Below are 21,319 nucleotides of genomic sequence, written 5' to 3' on the forward strand. Positions count from 1 at the left end.
AAAGCGCCCGCTGCCGGCGCAGGCATGATGCGCTACCGTCTGGCCGTCTTCTCCCGCATGGCGGCGGCCATCCTGGGCGGCTATGCCCTGGCCTCGGCGGCTGCGGCCTGCCTGGCCGTCTGGTTGCCGATGGGCAGGGCGGACGCCGTGACCACGGCGCAGATGCTGTCCTTCGTGTTCTACGCCTGCGGCGTGATCTGGGTATTCGCCACGCGCAATGCGTGGCGGGCCTGGGCCGGCATTCTGCTGCCGGCTGCCGTGCTCGGCGCCATGTTCCTGGTCGGGCGGGCGATGGGGATGGCATGAAGGCGGCGAAACCCAAGGCGCAGGGCGAGGAAGGCCTGCGCCAGTCCATGTCCTGGCTGCACACGTGGGCCGGCCTGATCTTCGGATGGGTGCTGTACGCGATGTTCCTGACCGGCACGCTGGCGTTTTTCCGGCCCGAGATCACGGGTTGGATGCAGCCGGAGATCCAGGCGCGCCCGATCGCTTCAGTGCAGGCGGTGGAGCAGGCGCAACGCTACTTGAACGAGCACGCGCCGGACGCCAAGCGCTGGTTCATCACGCCGCCGTCGAACCGCGAGCCGCTCATCCAGCTGTTGTACCAGGTGCCCAAGCCCAAACCGGGCGAACGCGGTTTCGTGCGCGTGAAGCTGGATCCGCAGAGCGGGCAGGCCGTTACCGGCCGCGAAACGCGCGGCGGCGATTTTTTCTACCGATTCCACTTCGAACTGGAAACCGCGTTCCCGTGGGGGCGCTGGCTGGCGAGCATCGCTGGCATGTTCATGCTGGTGGCGATCATCAGCGGCATCATCACCCACAAGAAGATATTCGCCGATTTCTTTACCTTCCGCCCAAGAAAGGGCGGGCAGCGCGCCTGGATGGACGGGCACAACGCCTTGTCGGTGCTGGGCTTGCCGTTCCACCTGATGATCACGTTCAGCGGGCTCGTGCTGTTCATGGTCATGTTGATGCCCGCCGGCATCCACGCCGTTTACGAGAACCCGCGGCAATACACCGACGAGGTCTTCAAATCGTTCAAGATCACGCCGCCGTTGAACCAACCGGCGCCGACGGTCCCGCTCGCGCCGCTGGTGGCCCAGGCCGAACAGCATTGGCAGGGCCGCGTGGGCCGCGTCACGGTCAACAACCCCGGCGATGCCGGCGCCATCGTGACCCTGGTCCGCAACGCCGCCGACGGCGTGTCGTATGGCCGGCTGGCGCCCTACATGCGCTTCAATGGCGTGACGGGCGAATTGCAGGAAGGCGAGGATGAACTCAGCGCCACCGTGCAAACCGCCGGTATCATCACCGGGCTGCACCTGGGGCTGTTCGCCGAACCGCTGCTGCGATGGCTGTATTTCCTGGTGAGCCTGGCGGGCACGGGCATGGTGGGCACGGGGCTGGTCCTGTGGATCGCCAAGCGTCGCCAGAAAGCCCGGCCGGGAGATGCGCGCGAGGCATTTTCGCTGCGCCTGGTAGACGGCCTGAATGCCGGCACCATCGCAGGCGTGGTTTTCGGGGTTGCGGCTTTCTTCCTGGCCAATCGCCTGTTGCCGGCAGACATGCCCGGCCGCCAGGTCTGGGAAGTCCGCGCCTTTTTCTCGGCCTGGGGCTTGTCGCTGATCTATGCCTTCCTGTTCCAGCGCCGCAAATGGCCGGACCTGCTGGCCGTGGCCGCCGTGGCGCTTGCCCTGGTGCCGTTGGCCAATGCATGCACCACCTCGCGCCACCTTGGGGTGTCGCTGCCCGCCGGCGATTGGGTCATGGCCGGTTTCGACCTGACCTGCCTGGCCGGCGCGGCGCTGTTCGGCTGGATGGCGCGCAAGGCCGGCAAGGCGCCGGCAAAAGCGGCGGCCAAGGCGCGGGCAGGGAAACCCGTCGCCGGAAAGCCCGTCGCCGCCAGCTCCATCTCCTCCCGCGTTGCCGAGGCCGCCCCGGGCCGCGCCGTTTATGAACCCAGAGGTGATACGCCATGACGCTTGCCGCCTTCTGCCTGGCCTATGCGGGGTTCTCCGCCCTGTGCCTGGGCATGGACCGCCACTACGAGGATCTCTTCGACCGCGCGCTGCCGCGGCGGCATCGCGTGCCGCTGCGCGCGTTCGGATGGCTCGCGTTGGCCTTGTCCCTGTGCGCTTCGGCGGCGGTCTGGGGCTGGAGCTACGGCACGGTCGAATGGATCGGCATCCTCAGCATTGCCGGCCTGCTGCTGATCTGGTTCCTGACCTTCCGGCCGCGCGCCGCATTGACGGCGGGCGGCCTGTGCGCGTTGGCGGCGCCGGTTCTGGCCGTTCTGTAGCGCTGCGGGCGCGGCGTCCGTCCGGCACGTTACACTGGGTGTTTTCCCCTAAACGCCTCTTCGCCTCATGAATACCCGCGTCCTCACCGGCATCACCACCTCTGGAACACCCCACCTCGGCAACTACGCGGGCGCGATCCGTCCCGCCGTCCAGGCCAGCACGCAGCCCGGCGTGGACGCATTCTTCTTCATGGCCGATTACCACGCGCTGATCAAGTGCGACGACCCTGCCCGCGTGGCGCGTTCGCGCCTTGAAATCGCCGCCACCTGGCTGGCCGTGGGGCTGGACCACGAACGCGTGACCTTCTATCGCCAGTCGGATATCCCCGAGATCCCCGAACTGACCTGGATGCTGAACTGCGTCACGGCCAAGGGCCTGATGAACCGGGCGCACGCCTACAAGGCGGCGGTGGACCAGAACGAGGCGAAGGGCGTGGAGCCGGACGACGGCGTCACGATGGGGCTGTTCTCGTATCCGGTGCTGATGGCCGCGGATATCGTGATGTTCAACGCCAACAAGGTGCCGGTGGGCCGCGATCAGATCCAGCACCTGGAAATGGCGCGCGACATCGCCCAGCGCTTCAATCACCTCTATGGCCGTGATTACTTCACCCTGCCGGAAGTGGTGATCGAGGAAGACGTGGCGACGCTGCCTGGACTGGACGGCCGCAAGATGTCCAAGAGCTACAACAACACGATCCCGCTGTTCGAGGGCGGCGCCCGCGCGCTGCGCGCTTCGGTGATGCGCATCGTGACCGATTCGCGCCAGCCCGGCGAACCCAAGGACGCCGAGAACTCGCACCTGTACACGATCTACCGCGCGTTCGCCACGCCGGAGCAGTCCGTCGCATTCCGCAAGCAGCTGGAAGAAGGGCTGGGCTGGGGCGACGCCAAGCAGGCCCTCTACGACCACCTGGAAAACCTGCTCGCGCCCATGCGGGAGAAGTACTTCGACCTGATGGCCAATCCCGGCCGTATCGAAGACATCCTGCAGGCGGGCGCCGCCAAGGCCCGCAAGCTGTCGGAGCCGTTCATGCGCGAACTGCGCCAGGCAGTTGGCCTGCGCAACCTGGAAGCCGCATCCGCGGGCGCCAGGGGCGCGGAGCCCAAGAAGGAAAAGGGCAAGGGCGCGCGTTTCGTCAGCTTCCGCGACGAAGATGGCGGTTTCCGTTTCCGCCTGCTGGCCGCCGACGGCGAGGAATTGCTCCTGTCGCAGCGCTTCGCCGATCCCAAGGAAGCCGGCGCCTTGATGCGCCGCCTGCAGTCGGAACCCGCGGATGCGGTGCTGCAGGCAGACGGACAGGGCTATGCCGCCATCATCGACGGCGTGACCGTCGCGACCGCGCCGGAGGGCGCCTTGCTGGCGCGCGCGCGCGAAGCGCTGGACTCGCTGTCCCAGGAATAGGCCGGCCGCCCGGCGACAAAAAAAGCCCGGCGCATCATGCGCCGGGCTTTTTTTTGGACCATGCAGCCGAGCGTCAGGGCGCGGCCGAGCGCTGGCGATCAGCGCTTGAGCTTCGCGAAGGCGTCCGCCATCGCGCTGTTCATCATGCCGCCGCCCGCGCCGCCGCGGCCGCCGTCGCCTTGCTGCCGGCGGTTGCCGCGGTCGCCGCCCTTGGGGGCGTCGCCGCTGCGGCGGGCGGGGGCCGCGGTGTCATTCAGGCGCATGGTCAGCGCAACGCGTTTGCGCGCGGCGTCCACTTCCAGCACCTTCACGCTGACCGTCTGGCCCACGCGCACGACGTCGCGAGGATCCTTCACGAACTTCTCGGCCAGGGCCGAAATGTGGACCAGGCCGTCCTGGTGCACGCCGATGTCGACGAACGCGCCGAAGTTGGCGACGTTGGTCACGACGCCTTCCAGCACCATGCCTGGGTACAGGTCGTTCAGCGTTTCCACGCCTTCCTTGAACTGCGCCGTCTTGAATTCGGGGCGCGGGTCGCGGCCGGGCTTTTCCAGTTCGGCGAAGATGTCGCGCACCGTGGGCAAGCCGAAGCGTTCGTCGGTGAAGTCGGACGGCGAGACGCCCTTGAGCGCATCGCGCTGGCCGATGATCTGCTTCACCTCTGCCTTGATCTTGGCAACGATGCGCTCGACGACCGGGTAGGCTTCGGGGTGGACGGACGACGCGTCCAGCGGGTTGTCGCCGTTGGGGATGCGCAGGAAGCCCGCGGCCTGCTCGAACGCCTTGTCGCCGAAGCGCGGCACCTTGCGCAGGATGTCACGAGTGGGGAAGGCGCCGTTCTCGTTGCGCCAGGCCACGATGTTCTTGGCCAGCAGCGAGTTCAGGCCGGACACGCGGGCCAGCAGGGCGGCCGAGGCCGTGTTCACGTCCACGCCCACGGCGTTCACGCAGTCTTCGACCACGGCGTCCAGCGAGCGGGCCAGCTCGCGCTGGTTCACGTCGTGCTGGTACTGGCCCACGCCGATGGCCTTCGGATCGATCTTGACCAGTTCGGCCAGCGGATCCTGCAGGCGGCGCGCGATGGACACGGCGCCGCGCAGCGTCACGTCCAGGTCGGGGAATTCCTGCGCGGCGGTTTCGGATGCGGAGTACACCGACGCGCCGGCTTCGGAGACCACCACGCGGGTGACCTTGAGGTCGGGGAAGCGTTCCATCATGTCGCCGACCAGCTTTTCGCTTTCACGCGAGGCGGTGCCGTTGCCGATGGCGATCAGGTCCACCTTGTGGCGCGCGACAAGCGCGGCCAGCGTGTTGATCGTGCCATCGCGGTCGCGGCGCGGCTCGAACGGGTAGACGGTGGTGGTGTCCACTACCTTGCCGGTCACGTCGATGACGGCGACCTTGCAGCCCGTGCGGATGCCGGGGTCCAGGCCCAGCACGGCCTTGGGGCCGGCCGGCGCGGCCAGCAGCAGGTCCTTCAGGTTGGCCGCGAACACGCGGATGGCCTCGGCTTCGCCGCTTTCACGCAGGCGGCCGATCAGTTCGCTTTCGAAAGCGGTCAGCAGCTTCACGCGCCAGGTCCAGCGGCAGACCTCGCCGAGCCAGCGGGCGCGCGGCGAGGCGTCAAGCGCGAACAGGCCGTTGCCCAGCTTCAGGAAGTTGGCGACGCGGGCCACGCAGGGATGCGGCACCTGGGCTTCCAGCTCGGCCTCCAGGCCCAGGCGCAGTTCCAGCACGCCTTGCTGGCGGCCGCGCAGCAGCGCCAGGATGCGGTGAGAGGGCAGGGTGCGCAGCGGCTCGCTGAAGTCGAACCAGTCGCGGAAATTGGCGCCTTCGGCCTCCTTGCCTTCGACCATCTTGGAATACAGCAGGCCGGTGGACCACAGGTGCTCGCGCAGGTCGGCCAGCAGGTCCGCGTTCTCGGCGTAGCGCTCGGCCAGGATGTCGCGCGCGCCATCGAGCGCGGCCTTGGCGTCATTGATGGACGCTTCGGGATTCAGGTACTGGGCGGCCAGCGCGGCCGGGTCGCAGGCGGGATCCGCCAGGATGGCGTCGGCCAAAGGCTCCAGGCCGGCCTCGCGGGCGATCTGGGCGCGCGTGCGGCGCTTGGGCTTGTACGGCGCGTACAGGTCTTCGAGACGCTGCTTGGTATCGGCGGCGCCGATTTCCTGCTGCAGCTCGGGCGTGAGCTTGCCCTGCTGGGAAATCGATTCGAGGATGGCGCCGCGGCGCTCTTCGAGTTCGCGCAGATACCCGAGGCGCACTTCCAGGTTGCGCAGCACGGTATCGTCCAGGCCGCCGGTGGCTTCCTTGCGGTAGCGGGCGATGAAGGGGACGGTGGCGCCATCGTCCAGCAGTTCCACCGCCGCAGCGATCTGGGAGGCGCGCGCTTCGAGCTCGGTGGCGAGCTGCGCGACGATGCGGGCGTTGTCGACGCCGGCGGCGACGTTCGTGATAGTGGAAGTTTCAGACATCTCTATACGACGACAAAAAGGGAAAACAAGGGGCGGATTGTGCCATAAGCGCCTGTTACAAGACGTGCCAAAGCGGACGGATACGTCCCTATTGCGGCAGCTTCGAGACGCGGAGGGCATGCGGCAGCGGGTATCATTTGGTCCTTTCCCACCTAAGCGCCTGGCGTCCGAACCGCAAGCGGCACCGGCCAGGCTATTCCGATGCTGGACCTGGATATTTCCGAATTCTTCGACGAGGACGGGCCTTTGGCCACGGCCTTGCCCGGCTACAAGCCGCGACCGGCCCAGGTAGAGCTGTCACAGGCCATCGGCCAGGCCATCCAGGACCGCGCCACGCTGGTGGCCGAGGCCGGCACGGGCATCGGCAAGACGTGGGCCTATCTTGTACCCGCCTTCATCCAGGGCGGCAAGGTGCTGATTTCCACCGGCACCCGCACTTTGCAGGACCAGCTTTTCGCCCGCGATCTCCCGCGTGTGCGCGCCGCGCTGGCCGCCCCGGTGACGGCCGCGCTGCTCAAGGGCCGGGGCAATTACGTCTGCCACTATCACCTGGATCGCCTGCAGGGCGACGAGCGCGCCTTGAAGTCCCGCAGCGAGATTCAGCAGCTGCGCCAGATCCAGGTGTTCGCGGGCATCTCCAAGACCGGCGACCGCAGCGATCTCGCGCAGGTGCCGGAAGACGCCGACATCTGGCAGCGGGTGACCTCCACCCGCGAGAACTGCCTGGGGCAGGAATGCCCGCGCATCCGCGACTGCTTCGTCGTGAAGGCCCGCCGGCAGGCCCAGGAGGCCGACGTGGTGGTCGTCAATCATGCCTTGTTCATGGCCGATCTGGTGCTGCGTGAAGAGGGCGTCACCGACCTGCTGCCGGAGGCGGATACCGTCATCTTCGACGAGGCGCACCAGCTCCCCGACACCGCTACGCGCTTCCTGGGCAGCAGCGTGTCCACGCACCAGCTGATGGACTTCGGCCGCGCATTGGAAGTCGCCGGCCTGGCCTATGCGCGCGAGGCGGCCAAATGGAGCGACGTCAGTCGTCACCTGGAGACGGCCGCGCGCGAACTGCGGCTGGTCTGCGCGCCCCTGGACAGAATGCCGGGCCGCAAGGCCACCTTCGAGGCCATTCCCAATCCCGAAGAATTCGACGAAGCGCTCAAGGCGCTGCGCGAGGCCGTGGACAGCGCGGCGCAAGCGTTGGCCGCCGTGTCCGAAAAGCATCCTGACCTGATGGCCGCGGCGCGCAGCGGCGCGGAGATATCCGCGCGGCTCAAGCGCTGGGCCACGCCGGGTCGCAGCGGCGCAGCGCTGGATGACGAAGGCTGGGGCCGCGACGACCAGGCGCCCGAGCCCGCGGCCCCGTCCGCGCTGGGCGACGGCCTGCCCACGCCGGCCGCCATCCTGGCGGGCGCCGCCGCCGCGGAGCAATGGACAGGTCCGGCGGTGCGCTGGGTCGAGCACGGACAGCACCATGTGCGCCTGCATTCCGCGCCGTTGTCCGTGGCCCAGGCCTTCTCCAAGTACCGCAAGCCGGGCCAGGCCTGGATCATGACGTCGGCCACCCTGTCGATAAACGGGGAATTCACCCATTTCACGAGCCAGCTGGGGCTGGAAAAGGCGCGCACCGGCAAATGGGAATCGCCGTTCAACTATCCGGAGCAGGCCCTGCTGTTCGTGCCCCGCGGCATGCCGGAGCCGCAGTCGCCGCAGTTCCTCGACCGCTTCGTGCAGACGCTGATGCCCTTGCTGGAAGCGAGTCCTGGCGGGACGCTGGTCCTGTGCACGACCCTGCGCGCGGTGGACAAGGTGGCGAACCTGCTGGCCGACCAGTTCGACGATGCCGGGCATGAGTGGCCGCTGCTCAAGCAGGGCGACGGCACGCGCCGCGATCTGCTGGACCGCTTCTGCCGGCTGGAGCATCCCGTGCTGGTGGGCAGCGCCAGCTTCTGGGAAGGCATCGACCTGCCTGGCGACGTGCTGACCCTGGTGGCGATCGACAAGCTGCCCTTCGCGCCGCCCGACGACCCGGTCATCGAGGCGCGCCTGCGGGCCTGCCGGGCTCAGGGCGGCAATCCGTTCTCCGAGTACCAATTGCCCGAGGCCGCGATCTCGCTCAAGCAGGGTGCCGGCCGCCTGATCCGGACGGAGTTGGATTGGGGCGTGCTCATGGTGGGCGATGGCCGCCTGGTCGAAAAGCCCTATGGCAAGCGCCTGTGGCGCGGGTTGCCGCCGTTTGCGCGGACCCGCGAGCTGGAAGAGGTGCTGGCGTTCTACCGGCGCAAGCAGGAGCCGCGAGACTAGGGCCTGTGCAAGGCTCGATTTAGTGTGAACAGGCCCTCGGGCAGGAATGCTCAGGCGGCGGCCCGTTCGGTCCGTCGCGACAGCGCCCACCAGCCGGTCATGACGGCGGCCAGGCCTACGATGGGAAGCATGGCGGCATTCAGGGCTTCCCAACCCATCCGCGCCAGCGCGGGGCCGGCGGCCAGTGTGGCCAGGGCGGTGGTGGCATAGCGCAGCATCTCGGCGGCTCCTTGCACGCGGGCCCGTTCGGCGGGGCGGTAGGACTGCGCCAGCAGCGTGGTGCCGCCGACGAACATGAAGTTCCAGCCCACTCCCAGGCAGAACAGCGCCGCATGAAAAGCCGCAAGCGAACTCGATTGCATGGCGATCAGCGAGCAGGCCGCGTTCAATGCCATGCCCATGCCGAGCACCCGGGGCAGGCCGAGCCGATTGATCAGCGCGCCCGCGAAGAAGGCCGGGGCGTACATGCCGATGAGATGCCACTGCATGATGCTGGCGCCGTCGGCGATGCTGTGCTGGCAGGCGACGGCGGCCAGCGGGGCAGCCGTCATCACGAACATCATCGAGACCGAACCCACGACATTGTTGGCCAGGGCCGCCACGAAGATGGGCTGGCGCATGACTTCGCCCAAGGGGCGGGCCGGCAGGCCCCCGGCCTGCGCTTCAGCGGGCTGGCCGCCATCGCCGTCCTGGTCGCGGTACGCCACGAGCAGCAGCGCGCTGGCCGCGCCCAGCAAGGCCACCATCAGATAGGCGCCGGAGAAGATTGCCGCGGGGAATAAATCCTTGGCCCACGCCGCCAGGGCCGGCCCGGCGATGGCCGCGATGACGCCACCCGTCAGCACCACGGAGATGGCGCGGCTCTTGGCTTCGGCGGGCACCGCGTCGGCGGCCGCCAGCCGGTAATACTGCGCGAAGGCCTGGAACACGCCGACCAGCGCCGTGCCCAGGCAGAAGAGCCAGAAATCGCCGGCGAACACCGCGGCCACGGAGATCAGCCCGCCAGCGGCGCCGGCCAGCGAGCCCAGCACGAAGCCCGCGCGGCGGCCGATGCGCTGCATCAGCAAAGAGGCATACCAGGTGACCGCGGCGCCCGCCACCGTGATCAGCGCGAATGGCAACGTCGCCAGCGCCGGATGCGGCGCCAGCATCTGGCCGGTCAGCGCCGTCAAGGTGAGGTCGATGGAGATCGCCGCGATGTACAGGCCTTGGCAGATGGCGAGGATGCGGGCATTGCGCAGGCCGCGCGAGGGGGAGGTCATGGCGAGGGGAGATCTGGAGGATTGACAGGCCCCACTCTAGCGCCGGAGAATTTGACAAGAATGACCATTTTCCCTCGTTTCTTGCCATGACCCACCGCGTCTGCATCCTGCCTATGCCCAACTTCCAGCTGCTCGACATGGCTGGGCCGCTGTCAGTCTTCCAGATTGCGGCCGAGCTGCTGCCGGGCGCCTATGAGGTGGCCGTGGCGTCGGCCGATGGCGGTCAGGTCCGTTGTTCGGCCGGCGTGCCGGTGCTGACCCGGCCTTGGCGCGGCCTGCGCGCCGATACGGTGCTGGTGCCGGGCGGCCAGGGCGCGCGCGAGCCGAGGGCGGCGCCAGCCATGCTGGCCTATCTGCGCGCCGCGCATGCGCGCGGCCGGCGCGTCGCCAGCGTTTGCACGGGCGCTTTCGTACTGGCGCAGGCCGGCCTTCTGGAGGGGCGCCGTGCGACCACCCACTGGCGCCACGCCTCCGAGCTGCAACAGCGCCACCCGGCTCTGACGGTAGAGGCGGATCGCATCTATGTCGAGGACGGGTCGGTGTGGACGTCGGCGGGGATCGCGGCCGGCATAGACCTGGCGCTGGCCATGGTGCAGGCGGACCATGGCGAGGCGGTCGCACGCGCCACGGCCCGGGAAATGGTGGTCTATCACCGCCGCACGGGCGGGCAATCGCAGTTCTCGGCGTTGCAGGACCTGACGCCGTCCAGCGGACGCATGCGCGAGGTCCTGGCGCACGTGGGGCAGCACCTGGATGAAGTCCTGGACATCGAGCGCCTCGCCGGCGTGGCATGCCTGAGCCCGCGCCAGTTCTGCCGTCAGTTCAAACAGGAAACCGGCCAGACGCCGGCCAAGGCGGTAGAGCGAATACGCGCCGAGGCCGCTCGCGAGCTGGTCGAGGAGGGCGGGACCGGCATGGACGCCATCGCGCGCCGGGTGGGCTTTGGCGATACGGAGCGCATGCGCCGCGCCTTCATCCGCATCTACGGGCAGCCGCCCCAAGCCATGCGGCGAGGCGCGGCTCCATGAAAAAGCCCCTCGAACGAGGGGCTTCCTTTCCATGCCGGAACCGGATCAATTGAACGGATTCCACCAGCTCTTGTCGGCCTTCAGGCCCGTGGTGCGGAACTCGCTGTTGGGGAAGTTCTTGTCGTAGACGCGCTGCGCGTCGTTCTTCAGTTCGGTCATGCCGAGCTTGTCGTAGGACTCGACCATCAGGTAGAGCGCTTCTTCGGTGGCGGGAGCGCCTTCGAAGTCGGTGATGACGGTCTGCGCGCGGTTGGCGGCGGCCACGTAGGCGCCGCGCTCGTAATAGTAGCGGGCGACGTGCACCTCGTTCATGGCGATGGTGTTGACCAGCCAGGCAACGCGCTTTTCGGCGTCGGCCGAATACTTGCTGTCGGGGTAGCGCTTGATGAGCTCGTTGAAGGCTTCGTAGGAAGCGCGCAGGCCCTTCGGATCGCGCTCGGCCGGATCCTGGCCGGTGATGTTGCTCATGAAGGCGCTGGCCGGCGTGAAATTGATCAGGCCTTTCAGGTACAGCGCGTAGTCCGTGCCGGGATGGTTGGGGTAGAGCTGCTGGAAACGGTCGATGGCGGCCAGGGCCTGTTCGTTTTCGCCGTCTTTCCAGTTGACATAGGCCAGTTCGAGCAGGGCCTGCTGCGCATACACGCCGAAAGGATAGCGGCTTTCGATCGCGGTCAGGCGTTCGCGCGCTTCTTTCCAGCCGCCCGAGGACATTTCCGCCTTGGCATCGGCGTAGAGCTGTTCTGCGCTCCAATTCGTGGTCTTGTCGTACTTGCCGTCGGACGAGCCGCAACCGGCGATCGCGACGACGGCAACTAGCGCGATGACCACGCGCAAGATCGGCCCGCTGCGGGAGGCGGGGTTCGAGGGAGCTGCGGGGTGGTGAATCACGAGAATCGTATCCTTGGTGTTAGCATGGCAGGCTGATTATATGATTTGTCTCCATGTCTGATACAGCCGCCGGCGCAGATCTCGTTTCCGACGATGAATTCCTGGGTCTTCCCGATGAAAATCCCAGAGGGGAGCCGCAACTTGTAACCGTGCCTGACGGCACGCGGGCCGACCGGCTGGACAAGGTGCTGGCGGGGCTGCTGTCCGATCATTCCCGCAGCCGGCTGCAAGGCTGGATCGAGGCGGGCAATGTCCATGTGAACGGCGCGCCCGGCAAGGTCCGCCAGACCGTCGGCCCCGGCGACGAGATCGCCGTATGGCCGCAGCCCGCGCCCGAAACGCTGGCCTTCGCGCCCGAACCCGTCGAGTTCGGGGTGGTGGACGAAAGCCCCGACTGGATCGTCGTGAACAAGCCCGCGGGGCTGGTCACGCACCCCGGGGCGGGCAACTGGAGCGGCACGCTCCTCAATGGCCTGCTGCACCGCTATCCCGAATTGGTCCAGGTGGCCCGCGCCGGCATCGTGCACCGCTTGGACAAGGACACCTCCGGGCTGATGGTCGTGGCGCGCAACGAGACGGCCCAGACCCACCTGGTGCGGCAATTGCAGGCGCGCAGCATGGGCCGCGAGTACGTGGCGCTGGCGCATGGCTGGCTGGCGGCCGCCGGCAAAGTCGACCGCCCGATCGGCCGCGACTCCCGCGTGCCGGTTCGCATGAGCGTGGAGCGGCCGGTGGCGCCCAAGCCCGCCGTCACCCATTATGCACCCGGCCGCCGCGGGCAGGCCGAACCGGGCGGGCGCGTCACGGAAGTGGTGTGCCGTCTGGAAACCGGCCGCACCCACCAGATCCGCGTGCACCTGGCCAGCCTGGGGCATCCGCTGCTGGCCGACACGCTTTATGGCGGTAAGAACATCGCGGGCGCGCAGCGGCAGATGCTGCATGCGCGGGCCCTGCATTTCGACGATCCGGGCGGCCGCGGCGAGGTCGAATTCACCGCGGCTCCGCCCGCCGATATGACCCTGGTACAGGAAAACATCGCATGGAACGCGTAGCGGCAGGCCTGCCGGTCGTGACCGGCCCCCAATGGGCCGGCGTGAATTATTTCTGCACGACCCGCGCGGGCGGCGTGGGCGTCGCACCGCACGACACCCTGAACCTGGGCCGCCGCGCCGGGGACGATCCGGACACCGTCGCCGAAAACCGGCGCCGCGTGCGCGCCGCGGTGCCTGCCGAGCCCCTGTGGCTGCGCCAGGTGCATGGCAGCGAAGTCGTGGATGCCGATCAGGCCGGCCTGCCGGAAGAGCCGGCCGTCGACGCCAGCGTCACCGCGCGTCCCGGCCGCGTCCTGGCCGTCATGGTGGCCGATTGCCTGCCCGTGGTGATCGCCGACGCAAAGGGCACGGTGCTGGGCGCGGCGCATGCCGGCTGGCGCGGCCTGTCGGGCGGCGTGCTCGAACACACGCTGGCGGCCATGCGCGCCAAGGCGCCGCAGGCCGCGGCCTGGCGAGCGTGGGTAGGTCCCGGCATCGGGCCCGAGGCATTCGAAGTCGGGCAAGACGTGCGGGACGCCTTCGAAGCGGACGACCCTGCCGCCCTCCATTATTTCGTGGAACGGCCTGGCAAGCCGGGGAAATGGCTGGCCGACCTCGCCGGATTGGCCGATTTCCGTCTGCGCCGGGCCGGTGTACAAGAGGTGTCCTTGAGCAGGATGTGCACCGTGGCGGAGGCGGACCGGTTCTTTTCGTACCGGCGCGATGGAGAAACCGGTCGCATGGCCCTGCTTGCCTGGCTCGGTCCGGCTTGATCCAGCGCAAGCGCGGCGCTTGCGCCCGCGGCTTGCCCGGGCAGGTCTCCTTGAATACCCGCATTGACAGGCCTGGACACGGAATGCAACATCAATCGCGTAGTTTCGATAACAAGGTGTCGAAGTGAATGCCAATCTCTCCGCAGGGCCCATTCCGGTGAGCGTGGCACCGGAAGTCCTGGCCGACATACAGGCCGAGTTCTCTCGCGAATGGCAACGCCTTTGCGATGACGCCCGCCGCGGCGCGCTCGTGCCGCCGCCAGACCGCCGTTTTGCCGGCGCAGCCTGGGCCGCCAATCATTCGCACCTGCTGCTGGCGCATACCTATCTGCTGTCCGCCCGCGCGATGTCGCGCATGGTGGATGCCGCGCAAGTCAGCGAACCGATGCGCGACCGGCTGCGCTTTTCCATCATGCAGTGGGTTGACGCGCTGTCTCCGTCCAATTTCCTGGCGCTGAATCCGGACGCCCAGCAGTCCATCGTGGAAAGCGCGGGCCGGGCGCTGAACGAGGGCCTTGCGAACCTGCTTGGCGATGTCAAGAAAGGGCGCATCACGCAAACGGATGAAACCCAGTTCGAGATCGGCCGCAACGTGGCGATCACGCCCGGCGAAGTCGTGTACGAGAACGCGCTGTTCCAGCTCATCCAGTATGCGCCGTCCACCGCGACCGTGCACGAGCGTCCGATCGTCATCGTGCCGCCGAACATCAACAAGTTCTACATCCTGGACCTGCAGCCCGAGAACTCCTTCGTGCGGCACGCGGTGGAGCAGGGCTACACGGTTTTCCTGATCTCGTGGCGCAATCCCGTCGCCAGCGACACCGACGGCGTGGACCGCGCCACCTGGTCCGACTATCTCGACAATGCGGTGCTGCAGGCCTTGCGGGTGGCAAGCGACATCACCAGGCAGCCGCAGGTCAACGCGCTGGGGTTCTGCGTGGGCGGCACGATGCTGGCGTCCGCGCTGGCGCTGGCCGAGGCGCGCGGCGAACATCCCGTGGCCTCGCTGACCCTGCTGACCTCGCTGCTGGATTTCCACGACACCGGGGTGCTGAACGTCTTCGTGGACGAGGCTCATGCGCTGCTGCGCGACCATCAACTGGGCAAGGGCGGGCTGATGCCCGGCCGCGAGCTTGCCACTACGTTCTCGTTCCTGCGGCCCAACGAGCTGGTCTGGAACTACGTTGTCGGCAATTACCTCAAGGGCCAGAAGCCGCCTGCCTTCGACCTGCTGTTCTGGAACGGCGACAGCACCAATCTGCCCGGCCCTTTCTTTTCCTGGTACTTCCGCAATACCTACCTGGAAAACAATCTGAAAGTTCCCGGCCGGGCGCAAGCCGCAGGCATGCCGCTGGACCTGACGCGCCTGGAGATGCCGGCCTATATCTTCGGCTCCCGCGAGGATCACATCGTGCCCTGGGTGTCGGCCTATGCGTCCACGCAGGTGCTGCGCGGGCCGCAGCGCTTCGTGCTGGGGGCGTCGGGACATATCGCGGGCGTGGTGAATCCGCCTGCGAAGAAGCGCCGCAGCTACTGGGTGGCGGACGAACTTGAGCGGTCGGGTCATCACCTGCCCGGCGATCCGAACGCCTGGTTCGCCCAGGCGGCCGAGAAGCCCGGCAGCTGGTGGCCGGACTGGACTGCCTGGCTGGCTGGCCATTCCGGCAAGCAGGTCAAGGCGCGTACGAAGTTGGGCAATGCCAGGCATGGGCCGATAGAGCCGGCGCCTGGCAGATATGTGAAAGTCCGGGCAGCCTGAAACCGCGGTTGCGGTGGCCCAGGACAGTAAGTTAACCAAAGAGGCGTCCGTCGCACACAGGAGGAAATCCAATGAGCGGAAAACTGGCTTACGTTACAGGCGGGATGGGCGGTATCGGCACCTCAATTTGCCAGCGCCTGGCCAAAGATGGCTTTCGCGTGGTGGCAGGCTGCGGCCCAAGCCGCAACTACCAGCAATGGCTGGATGAACAGGCAGCGCAGGGCTATACGTTCTACGCATCCGTGGGCAATGTGTCCGATTGGGACTCCACGGTAGAGGCCTTCGAGCGGGTCAAGAGGGATCTGGGCCCGGTCGACGTGCTGGTCAACAATGCGGGTATCACCCGCGATGGCCTGTTCCGCAAAATGAGCGCCGACGATTGGCGCGCGGTCATCGATACCAATCTGAACAGCCTCTTCAATGTGACCAAGCAGGTGATCGATGACATGGTCGAGCGGCAGTGGGGCCGCATCGTAAACATCAGCTCGGTGAACGGGCAGAAGGGGCAGTTCGGCCAGACGAACTATTCCACGGCGAAGGCCGGCATCCATGGCTTCACCATGGCGCTGGCGCAGGAAGTGGCAAGCAAGGGCATCACCGTCAATACGGTGTCGCCCGGCTACATCGGCACGGACATGGTCCGGGCCATCCGCCCCGACGTGCTGGAAAAAATCGTTGCCACCATTCCGGTGCGCCGCCTCGGCACGCCGGAGGAAATCGCGTCCATTACGTCGTGGCTGGCCTCGGAAGAGTCTGGCTTTTCGACGGGGGCGGACTTCTCGCTCAACGGCGGCCTGCACATGGGCTGACGCATCGCGGGCCGCCCATGGGCGGCCCTCAGGCGCCGGAGAGCCTCGGGGAGAGGGCTCTCCGGATTACACTAACCCTATCCGAAGCCTTAGAGATCGCCCGATCCGGGGACAACCATGACGCAAGCACAAACCGGCGCCAGCCTGCGCCTGATTAAAAAGTACCCCAACCGTCGCCTGTACGACACCCGGACCAGCACCTACATCACTCTCGCAGATGTCAAGCAACTGGTCCTGGCGAACGAGGAATTCCAGGTCGTCGATGCCAAGAGCGGCGAAGATCTGACCCGCAGCATCCTGCTGCAGATCATTCTCGAAGAGGAAAGCGGCGGCATGCCCATGTTCTCCTCGAACATGCTGTCGCAGATCATCCGTTTCTACGGCCATGCCATGCAGGGAATCATGGGTTCGTACCTGGAAAAGAACATCCAGGCCTTCATGGAAATCCAGCAGCGCATGGCCGAGCAGTCCAAGGGCCTGTATGGAAGCCAGTTCGGCCCCGAGGCCTGGGCGCAGTTCATGAACGTGCAGACGCCCATGCTGCAGAACATGATGAACAACTACATCGACCAGAGCAAGAACCTGTTCGTGCAGATGCAGGACCAGATGCAAGACCAGACGCGCGCGATGTTCTCCACCTTCCCGTTCACGCCTGGCGGCACGCCGGGTTCCGGGCGCAAGTAAGCGCGCTGCCGGGGCCGCGCCAGGCGCAGCCCCGATTCCGAACAGCACCCCAAACGCCGGATGACGGTCCGGCCTTTGGGGTGTTTTTCATCATCGAGGCAGATTTCCAGGAGTGTGGAATGAGGCGGGACAGGTTTTTCTCTCTCTTGGCCAAGACGGTAGTGGCCGGCACGGCAGGATTGTCCGCGGCATCCGGCGCGTGGGCCTGCACGCGCGTGGTTTTCCATGGCGCCAACAACCAGGTGGTGACGGCGCGGTCGATGGACTGGAAGAACGACATCACCAGCAACCTGTGGGTGCTGCCGCGCGGCATGGCCCGCAGCGGCGAGGCCGGCCCGAATTCCCTGCGCTGGACTTCGCGCTATGGCAGCGTCGTCACGTCGGGCTACGACGTTTCCACCACCGACGGCGTGAACGAAGCGGGCCTGAGCGCCAACCTGCTGTGGCTGGCCGAGTCGCAATACCCGGAATTCGGCGCGCACAGCAAGCCCGGCCTGACGATCGCAGCCTGGGCGCAGTACGTGCTGGATAATTTCGCCTCCGTCGAGGAGGCCGTGGCGGCCTTGGAAAAAGAGCCCTACACCATCGTCAGCGACAACGTGCCGGGGGAAAACCGGCTGACCACTCTGCACCTGTCGATCTCGGACGCCAGCGGCGATAGCGCGATCGTCGAGTACATCGGCGGGCGCCAGGTGATCCATCACAGCCGCGCGTACCAGGTGATGACCAACTCGCCCGCGTTCGAACAGCAGCTCGCGCTCGACGCCTATTGGCGGCAGATCGGCGGCACGACCATGCTGCCGGGCACCAACCGCGCCGCCGACCGCTTTGTCCGGGCGTCGTTTTATATCAACGCAATTCCCAAGGATCCGGATCCCGACAAGGCGCTGGCCAGCGTCTTCAGCGTGATCCGCAACGTTTCGGTGCCCTATGGCATCAGCACGCCGGGGCAGCCGAATATTTCCTCCACCCGTTGGCGCACGGTCTTCGATCACCAGCGCGGGCTGTATTTCTTCGAGTCGGCCCTGACGCCCAACACGTTCTGGGTAGATCTCAAGGCAGTGGACTTCAGCTCCGAGAGCGGCAGGGTGCTCAAGCTCGACCTGGGCCCGGACCAGCGCCACACCTACGCGGGGAACGCCACGCGGGCCTTTCAGCCCGCGGCGCCGTTCAAGTTCCTCGGCCTCTGAGCAATGTCCCGCGGGCTCTTCACTGCTTGACCAAACGCAATGATCCGAGAGATTTCGGGGCTTCAGGTTCAGGGATCTGTCAGTTGTTTTGGTTACATTAATGAAAACGGTTCTTGTTTGTATTTTAAGAGCCGTCATTTCATTTGTGTCTCAAGGATTATGCACATGATCAAGAAAGCCTTGGCGCTGGCCATTGTCGCTCTGAGCGTTTCCGCTGCCCATGCGGCCGAATACCCCATCGGCAAGCCGGCGGAAAAGGGCGGCATGGAAATTGGCGCGGTGTATCTGCAGCCGATCGAAATGGACCCGCCCGGGATGATGCGTCCCGCCAAGGATTCGGATGTGCACCTCGAGGCCGACATCCACGCGACGGCCGGCAACAAGACGGGCTTCCCCGAAGGCGAATGGGTGCCTTATCTGGTCGTCAAGTACGAAATCCAGAAGGTCGGCAGCCAGAACGTGCAGAAGGGCACCTTCATGCCCATGGTCGCCAACGACGGCCCGCACTACGGCGAGAACGTCAAGCTGGAAGGCCCGGGCAAGTACAAACTGAAGTATTCGATCCTGCCGCCGACCGCCGACAAGATGAGCCACTTCGGCCGCCACGTCGACAAGGAGACCGGGGTGGGCCCATGGTTCGAGCCGTTCGACCTGGAATATGAATTCGTCTTCGCCGGCACCGGCAAGAAGGGCGGTTACTGATCGTGAGCCGCCTGCTTCGCCTTGCCGCCGCATTGCTGATCGGCCTGGCCGGCATCGCGCCCGCGCAGGCGGCCGAGCTGCCTACCTTCACGCTGAAATTCAAGCCCGACGGCACGTTCGAGCCCGCCACGCTGGAAGTGCCGGCGGGCCGTTTCAAGATCGAGCTCATCAACGAGAGCAACGAGCCCGTGGAATTCGAAAGCATTCCGCTGCGCAAGGAAAAAGTCCTGGGGCCGGGGGTGAAGTCCTTCGTCGTGATCACCATTTCCCGCCCGGGCGAATATCCCTTTTTTGACGACTTTCACCAAAGCGTGAAAGGCACCTTGGTCGTCAAGCCCAAGGAATAACGCGGTACCGATACATGGAACAGGTCCTTTTCATAGTCTGGCGTGAAAGCGTCGAAGCCATGCTGGTGGTGGGCATCCTGTATACCTGGCTGCGCTCCACGCCCGAGGGCAAGCGCGGTCTGAACTACCTGTGGGGCGGCGTCGCCGCGGGCCTGGCGCTGGCGGTGGCGCTGGCGCTGGTGCTGCTGGGCGTGTCGTCCTGGCTCAGCGACGAAGGCCAGGAGTGGTTCCAGGCCATCATGTCGCTGGCGGCATGCGCGCTGGTCGTGCAGATGGTCGTGTGGATGAAGAAGCACGGCCGTACGCTGAAGGGCGAACTCGAAAGCGGCGCGCGCACTTCCGTCGCCAACGACAACTGGTGGGGCCTGTTCGTGCTCGTGGCCATCGCCGTGGCCCGCGAAGGCAGCGAAACCGTGGTGTTCCTGTACGGCACCGTGTCCGCGGGCGCCGACGGCAGCAGCATGCTGATGCTGGCGCTGGCCGGGGTCGCGGGCTTTGCCGTGGCGCTGCTGACGTTCTGGCTGCTGCAGCTGGGCGGAAAGCTGATCACCTGGCGCCGCTTCTTCCGCGTGACCGAAATCCTGCTGCTGCTGCTTGCCGGCTCGCTGCTGGTGGGCGGCCTGGACCACCTCATTTCGCTGGACGTCCTGCCCACCATCATCGACCCAGTCTGGGACAGCTCGTGGCTGTTGAGCGACAGCACCGGCTTTGGCAAGGTCCTGGCCGACTTCGCCGGCTACCGCGCCTTCCCCGCGCTGATCTCGGTGCTGCTGTGGGTGGCTTATTGGGTGGTCGTCTGGGCGCTGCTGCGCTGGGTGGGCGCCAAGTCCGCCCCGGCGGCAGCCGCGGCCCGCAGCGTTTCCTGACCCGGACTTTCACCGGACCGAATATTCGAAGGTTTGACCATGGCAGCTGCACTCGGGAGGGCGACCTCCCGTATCGCCGACTTCCTCCGCGACCATGCCCCTCTGTTGCGCAAGCTGCAGTGGGGCATTGTCGCGATATACGCTTTCCTTTTGATCGTGCCCGCGATCCTGCCGCTGCCGGACAACGCGTCGTCGGTTTTCAACAATCTGACGATCGTTGCGCAGTTCGCGTTCTGGGGCGTGTGGTGGCCGTTCGTGCTCATATCCATGCCGATCCTGGGGCGGGCCTGGTGCGGCTGGCTATGCCCCGAGGGCATGCTGACGGAGTGGGCCAGCGAACGCGGCAAGGGGCTTGCGATTCCGAAATGGCTCCGCTGGGGCGGCTGGCCTTTCGTGGCGTTTGCGCTGACGACCATCTATGGGCAGCTCGTGAGCGTCTACCAGTATCCGCTGGCCGTGCTGGCCGTGCTGGGCGGGTCCACGGTGGCCGCCATGATCGTCGGCTGGCGCTATGGCCGCAGCAAGCGGGTGTGGTGCAAGTACATGTGCCCAGTCAATGGGGTGTTCAACCTGCTGGCCAAGCTGGCTCCCTGGCACTTCAAGGTCGACGAAGAAAAATGGCGCCATCCCGTCATCCGGATCGAGCCCATCAACTGTGCGCCGCTGGTGCCGCTGCGCCACATGAAGGGCGCGGGCGATTGCCACGTATGCGGGCGCTGCAGCGGCTACCGCGGCGCGATCGCGCTGACGCCGCGTTCGCCTGAAGAGGAAATCGTCCGCGTCGCGCATGGCGATCCCTGGCAGACCGCGCTGCTGTGCTTCGGCCTGATGGGCATCGCGATCGGCGCCTTCCTCTGGAGCGCCAGCCCCTGGTACGTGACCGCCAAGCAATGGGCCGCGACCTGGCTGGTCGAGCACGACATCATGTGGCCGCTGCTGGACAACGCGCCGTGGTTCATCCTGACGCACTATCCGGAAGTGAACGACAGTTTTTCCTGGCTGGACAGCGCGGGCATCCTGATGTTCGTCGTCGGCGCCACCGTGTGCGTGGGGGGCGCGGCCTACCTTTCGCTGTGGATCGCCGACCGTCTGGCGCCTGCCGCGCCCGTGGCGGGCGACTACGCCGGGCGCTGGGGCCGGGCGGGGCTGCACAAGCTGGCCCAGGCCCTGATCCCGTCGGCCGGCATCGGCGTGTTCCTGGGCCTGTCGGCCACCACGGTCAACCTGCTCAAGCATGAAGGCGTGCAGGCCGCGTGGGCTGCGCCCGTGCGCTTCACCCTGCTCAGCCTGGCGGTGCTCTGGACGCTGCGCCTGTATGCGCGCCTGCTGAAGCCGCGCGAAGCCAGCGCCCTGCGCAAAGGCCTGGCGTGGCTGGTGCTGCTGGCGGGGCTGGCGCCGTTCTGCCTGGCCTGGGTGCTGTTCTTCGCCATCTGGTAGTCCGCGCAAGGGCGCTGGGATAAAGTGTGGGGCCGTGCCGGCTTGCTGCCGGTCCGCCTCCATTACT

19 protein-coding genes are annotated in these 21,319 nt (G+C 66.7%); 16 read left to right on the forward strand and 3 right to left on the reverse strand.

Translation table 11 applies throughout. The annotated features are described in order from the left end of the window. The first annotated feature begins 24 nt into the window (after window positions 1–24). From JL37_RS07050 to JL37_RS07065, 4 genes are all read left to right on the forward strand, one after another. Window positions 25–306, forward strand: coding sequence for a DUF3649 domain-containing protein (locus tag JL37_RS07050; protein WP_043542926.1), 282 nt, complete (start codon window positions 25–27; stop codon window positions 304–306). Then, window positions 303–1,979, forward strand: coding sequence for a PepSY domain-containing protein (locus JL37_RS07055; protein WP_043542927.1), 1,677 nt, complete (start codon window positions 303–305; stop codon window positions 1,977–1,979). The genes JL37_RS07050 and JL37_RS07055 overlap by 4 nt, the downstream gene beginning before the upstream one ends. Continuing rightward, window positions 1,976–2,299, forward strand: a complete 324-nt coding sequence (locus JL37_RS07060) for a DUF3325 domain-containing protein (RefSeq protein ID WP_043542928.1) — start codon at window positions 1,976–1,978, stop codon at window positions 2,297–2,299. Before JL37_RS07055 ends, JL37_RS07060 begins: the two co-directional genes overlap by 4 nt. A 67-nt stretch (window positions 2,300–2,366) precedes the next feature. Continuing rightward, window positions 2,367–3,704 carry a tryptophan--tRNA ligase gene (locus tag JL37_RS07065; protein WP_043542929.1) on the forward strand — a complete coding sequence of 446 codons (1,338 nt, stop codon included), beginning with the start codon at window positions 2,367–2,369 and terminating at the stop codon, window positions 3,702–3,704. Between the two features lie 98 nt (window positions 3,705–3,802). Here JL37_RS07065 and tex read toward each other — a convergent pair whose 3' ends face one another. After that, window positions 3,803–6,178 carry an RNA-binding transcriptional accessory protein Tex gene (gene tex / locus JL37_RS07070; protein ID WP_043542930.1) on the reverse strand — a complete coding sequence of 792 codons (2,376 nt, stop codon included), beginning with the start codon at window positions 6,176–6,178 and terminating at the stop codon, window positions 3,803–3,805. Between the two features lie 201 nt (window positions 6,179–6,379). Here tex and JL37_RS07075 point away from each other — a divergent pair, with 201 nt between their 5' ends. Next, the gene (locus tag JL37_RS07075; RefSeq protein WP_043542931.1) at window positions 6,380–8,476 is read left to right on the forward strand and encodes an ATP-dependent DNA helicase; all 2,097 of its coding nucleotides are present in this window, start codon (window positions 6,380–6,382) and stop codon (window positions 8,474–8,476) included. 50 nt (window positions 8,477–8,526) lie between these two features. On the opposite strand, the gene JL37_RS07080 is transcribed toward JL37_RS07075, so the two are convergent. Continuing rightward, entirely contained in the window at window positions 8,527–9,738 is a 1,212-nt protein-coding gene (locus tag JL37_RS07080) for an MFS transporter (RefSeq protein WP_043542933.1), read from the reverse strand. A gap of 86 nt (window positions 9,739–9,824) precedes the next feature. Between JL37_RS07080 and JL37_RS07085 the strand changes: the two genes are divergently transcribed. After that, a complete protein-coding gene (locus tag JL37_RS07085) occupies window positions 9,825–10,766 on the forward strand; it encodes a GlxA family transcriptional regulator (protein WP_052096918.1) in 942 nt (313 codons plus the stop codon). Window positions 10,767–10,811: 45 nt separating this feature from the next. On the opposite strand, the gene JL37_RS07090 is transcribed toward JL37_RS07085, so the two are convergent. Further along, window positions 10,812–11,600, reverse strand: a complete 789-nt coding sequence (locus JL37_RS07090) for an outer membrane protein assembly factor BamD (RefSeq protein WP_043542935.1) — start codon at window positions 11,598–11,600, stop codon at window positions 10,812–10,814. A gap of 107 nt (window positions 11,601–11,707) precedes the next feature. On the opposite strand from JL37_RS07090, the gene JL37_RS07095 reads away from it, so the two are divergent. From JL37_RS07095 to JL37_RS07140, 10 genes are all read left to right on the forward strand, one after another. Beyond that, window positions 11,708–12,706: an RluA family pseudouridine synthase gene (locus tag JL37_RS07095; protein ID WP_043542936.1), complete on the forward strand. Its 999-nt coding sequence runs from the start codon at window positions 11,708–11,710 to the stop codon at window positions 12,704–12,706. Next, the gene (gene pgeF / locus JL37_RS07100; RefSeq protein ID WP_043542937.1) at window positions 12,694–13,458 is read left to right on the forward strand and encodes a peptidoglycan editing factor PgeF; all 765 of its coding nucleotides are present in this window, start codon (window positions 12,694–12,696) and stop codon (window positions 13,456–13,458) included. The genes JL37_RS07095 and pgeF overlap by 13 nt, the downstream gene beginning before the upstream one ends. Window positions 13,459–13,582: 124 nt before the next feature. Then, window positions 13,583–15,217 carry an alpha/beta hydrolase gene (locus JL37_RS07105; RefSeq protein ID WP_043542938.1) on the forward strand — a complete coding sequence of 545 codons (1,635 nt, stop codon included), beginning with the start codon at window positions 13,583–13,585 and terminating at the stop codon, window positions 15,215–15,217. A gap of 71 nt (window positions 15,218–15,288) precedes the next feature. Beyond that, window positions 15,289–16,026, forward strand: coding sequence for an acetoacetyl-CoA reductase (gene phbB / locus JL37_RS07110; protein ID WP_043542939.1), 738 nt, complete (start codon window positions 15,289–15,291; stop codon window positions 16,024–16,026). 117 nt (window positions 16,027–16,143) lie between these two features. Then, window positions 16,144–16,710, forward strand: coding sequence for a polyhydroxyalkanoate synthesis repressor PhaR (gene phaR / locus JL37_RS07115; RefSeq protein WP_043542940.1), 567 nt, complete (start codon window positions 16,144–16,146; stop codon window positions 16,708–16,710). 119 nt (window positions 16,711–16,829) lie between these two features. Beyond that, complete coding sequence (locus JL37_RS07120; RefSeq protein WP_043542942.1) at window positions 16,830–17,900, forward strand: linear amide C-N hydrolase; 1,071 nt, start codon at window positions 16,830–16,832, stop codon at window positions 17,898–17,900. A gap of 165 nt (window positions 17,901–18,065) precedes the next feature. Next, entirely contained in the window at window positions 18,066–18,602 is a 537-nt protein-coding gene (locus JL37_RS07125; RefSeq protein WP_043542943.1) for an iron transporter, read from the forward strand. Between the two features lie 2 nt (window positions 18,603–18,604). Next, entirely contained in the window at window positions 18,605–18,949 is a 345-nt protein-coding gene (locus JL37_RS07130) for a cupredoxin domain-containing protein (protein ID WP_369798524.1), read from the forward strand. A gap of 14 nt (window positions 18,950–18,963) precedes the next feature. Continuing rightward, window positions 18,964–19,815 carry an FTR1 family protein gene (locus JL37_RS07135; protein ID WP_043542945.1) on the forward strand — a complete coding sequence of 284 codons (852 nt, stop codon included), beginning with the start codon at window positions 18,964–18,966 and terminating at the stop codon, window positions 19,813–19,815. Between the two features lie 39 nt (window positions 19,816–19,854). Then, window positions 19,855–21,252 (forward strand): 4Fe-4S binding protein, encoded by a 1,398-nt coding sequence (locus tag JL37_RS07140; RefSeq protein WP_043542946.1) that lies wholly within the window; start codon window positions 19,855–19,857, stop codon window positions 21,250–21,252. Window positions 21,253–21,319 lie beyond the last annotated feature (67 nt).

This window comes from Achromobacter sp. RTa, assembly GCF_000757485.1.
In the GTDB taxonomy this organism is placed as follows: Bacteria; Pseudomonadota; Gammaproteobacteria; order Burkholderiales; family Burkholderiaceae_B; genus Achromobacter.

Excerpts from the sequence above, each read along its gene's own strand:
- JL37_RS07075 (WP_043542931.1), top strand. The coding sequence starts at position 6,380 with ATGCTGGACCTGGATATTTCCGAATTCTTCGACGAGGACGGGCCTTTG.
- JL37_RS07125 (WP_043542943.1), top strand. The coding sequence starts at position 18,066 with ATGATCAAGAAAGCCTTGGCGCTGGCCATTGTCGCTCTGAGCGTTTCC.
- phbB (WP_043542939.1), top strand. The coding sequence starts at position 15,289 with ATGAGCGGAAAACTGGCTTACGTTACAGGCGGGATGGGCGGTATCGGC.
- JL37_RS07120 (WP_043542942.1), top strand. The coding sequence starts at position 16,830 with ATGAGGCGGGACAGGTTTTTCTCTCTCTTGGCCAAGACGGTAGTGGCC.
- JL37_RS07065 (WP_043542929.1), top strand. The coding sequence starts at position 2,367 with ATGAATACCCGCGTCCTCACCGGCATCACCACCTCTGGAACACCCCAC.
- tex (WP_043542930.1), bottom strand. The coding sequence starts at position 6,178 with ATGTCTGAAACTTCCACTATCACGAACGTCGCCGCCGGCGTCGACAAC.
- JL37_RS07060 (WP_043542928.1), top strand. The coding sequence starts at position 1,976 with ATGACGCTTGCCGCCTTCTGCCTGGCCTATGCGGGGTTCTCCGCCCTG.
- JL37_RS07135 (WP_043542945.1), top strand. The coding sequence starts at position 18,964 with ATGGAACAGGTCCTTTTCATAGTCTGGCGTGAAAGCGTCGAAGCCATG.
- JL37_RS07140 (WP_043542946.1), top strand. The coding sequence starts at position 19,855 with ATGGCAGCTGCACTCGGGAGGGCGACCTCCCGTATCGCCGACTTCCTC.
- JL37_RS07080 (WP_043542933.1), bottom strand. The coding sequence starts at position 9,738 with ATGACCTCCCCCTCGCGCGGCCTGCGCAATGCCCGCATCCTCGCCATC.
- JL37_RS07095 (WP_043542936.1), top strand. The coding sequence starts at position 11,708 with ATGTCTGATACAGCCGCCGGCGCAGATCTCGTTTCCGACGATGAATTC.
- JL37_RS07085 (WP_052096918.1), top strand. The coding sequence starts at position 9,825 with ATGACCCACCGCGTCTGCATCCTGCCTATGCCCAACTTCCAGCTGCTC.
- JL37_RS07050 (WP_043542926.1), top strand. The coding sequence starts at position 25 with ATGATGCGCTACCGTCTGGCCGTCTTCTCCCGCATGGCGGCGGCCATC.
- pgeF (WP_043542937.1), top strand. The coding sequence starts at position 12,694 with ATGGAACGCGTAGCGGCAGGCCTGCCGGTCGTGACCGGCCCCCAATGG.
- phaR (WP_043542940.1), top strand. The coding sequence starts at position 16,144 with ATGACGCAAGCACAAACCGGCGCCAGCCTGCGCCTGATTAAAAAGTAC.
- JL37_RS07055 (WP_043542927.1), top strand. The coding sequence starts at position 303 with ATGAAGGCGGCGAAACCCAAGGCGCAGGGCGAGGAAGGCCTGCGCCAG.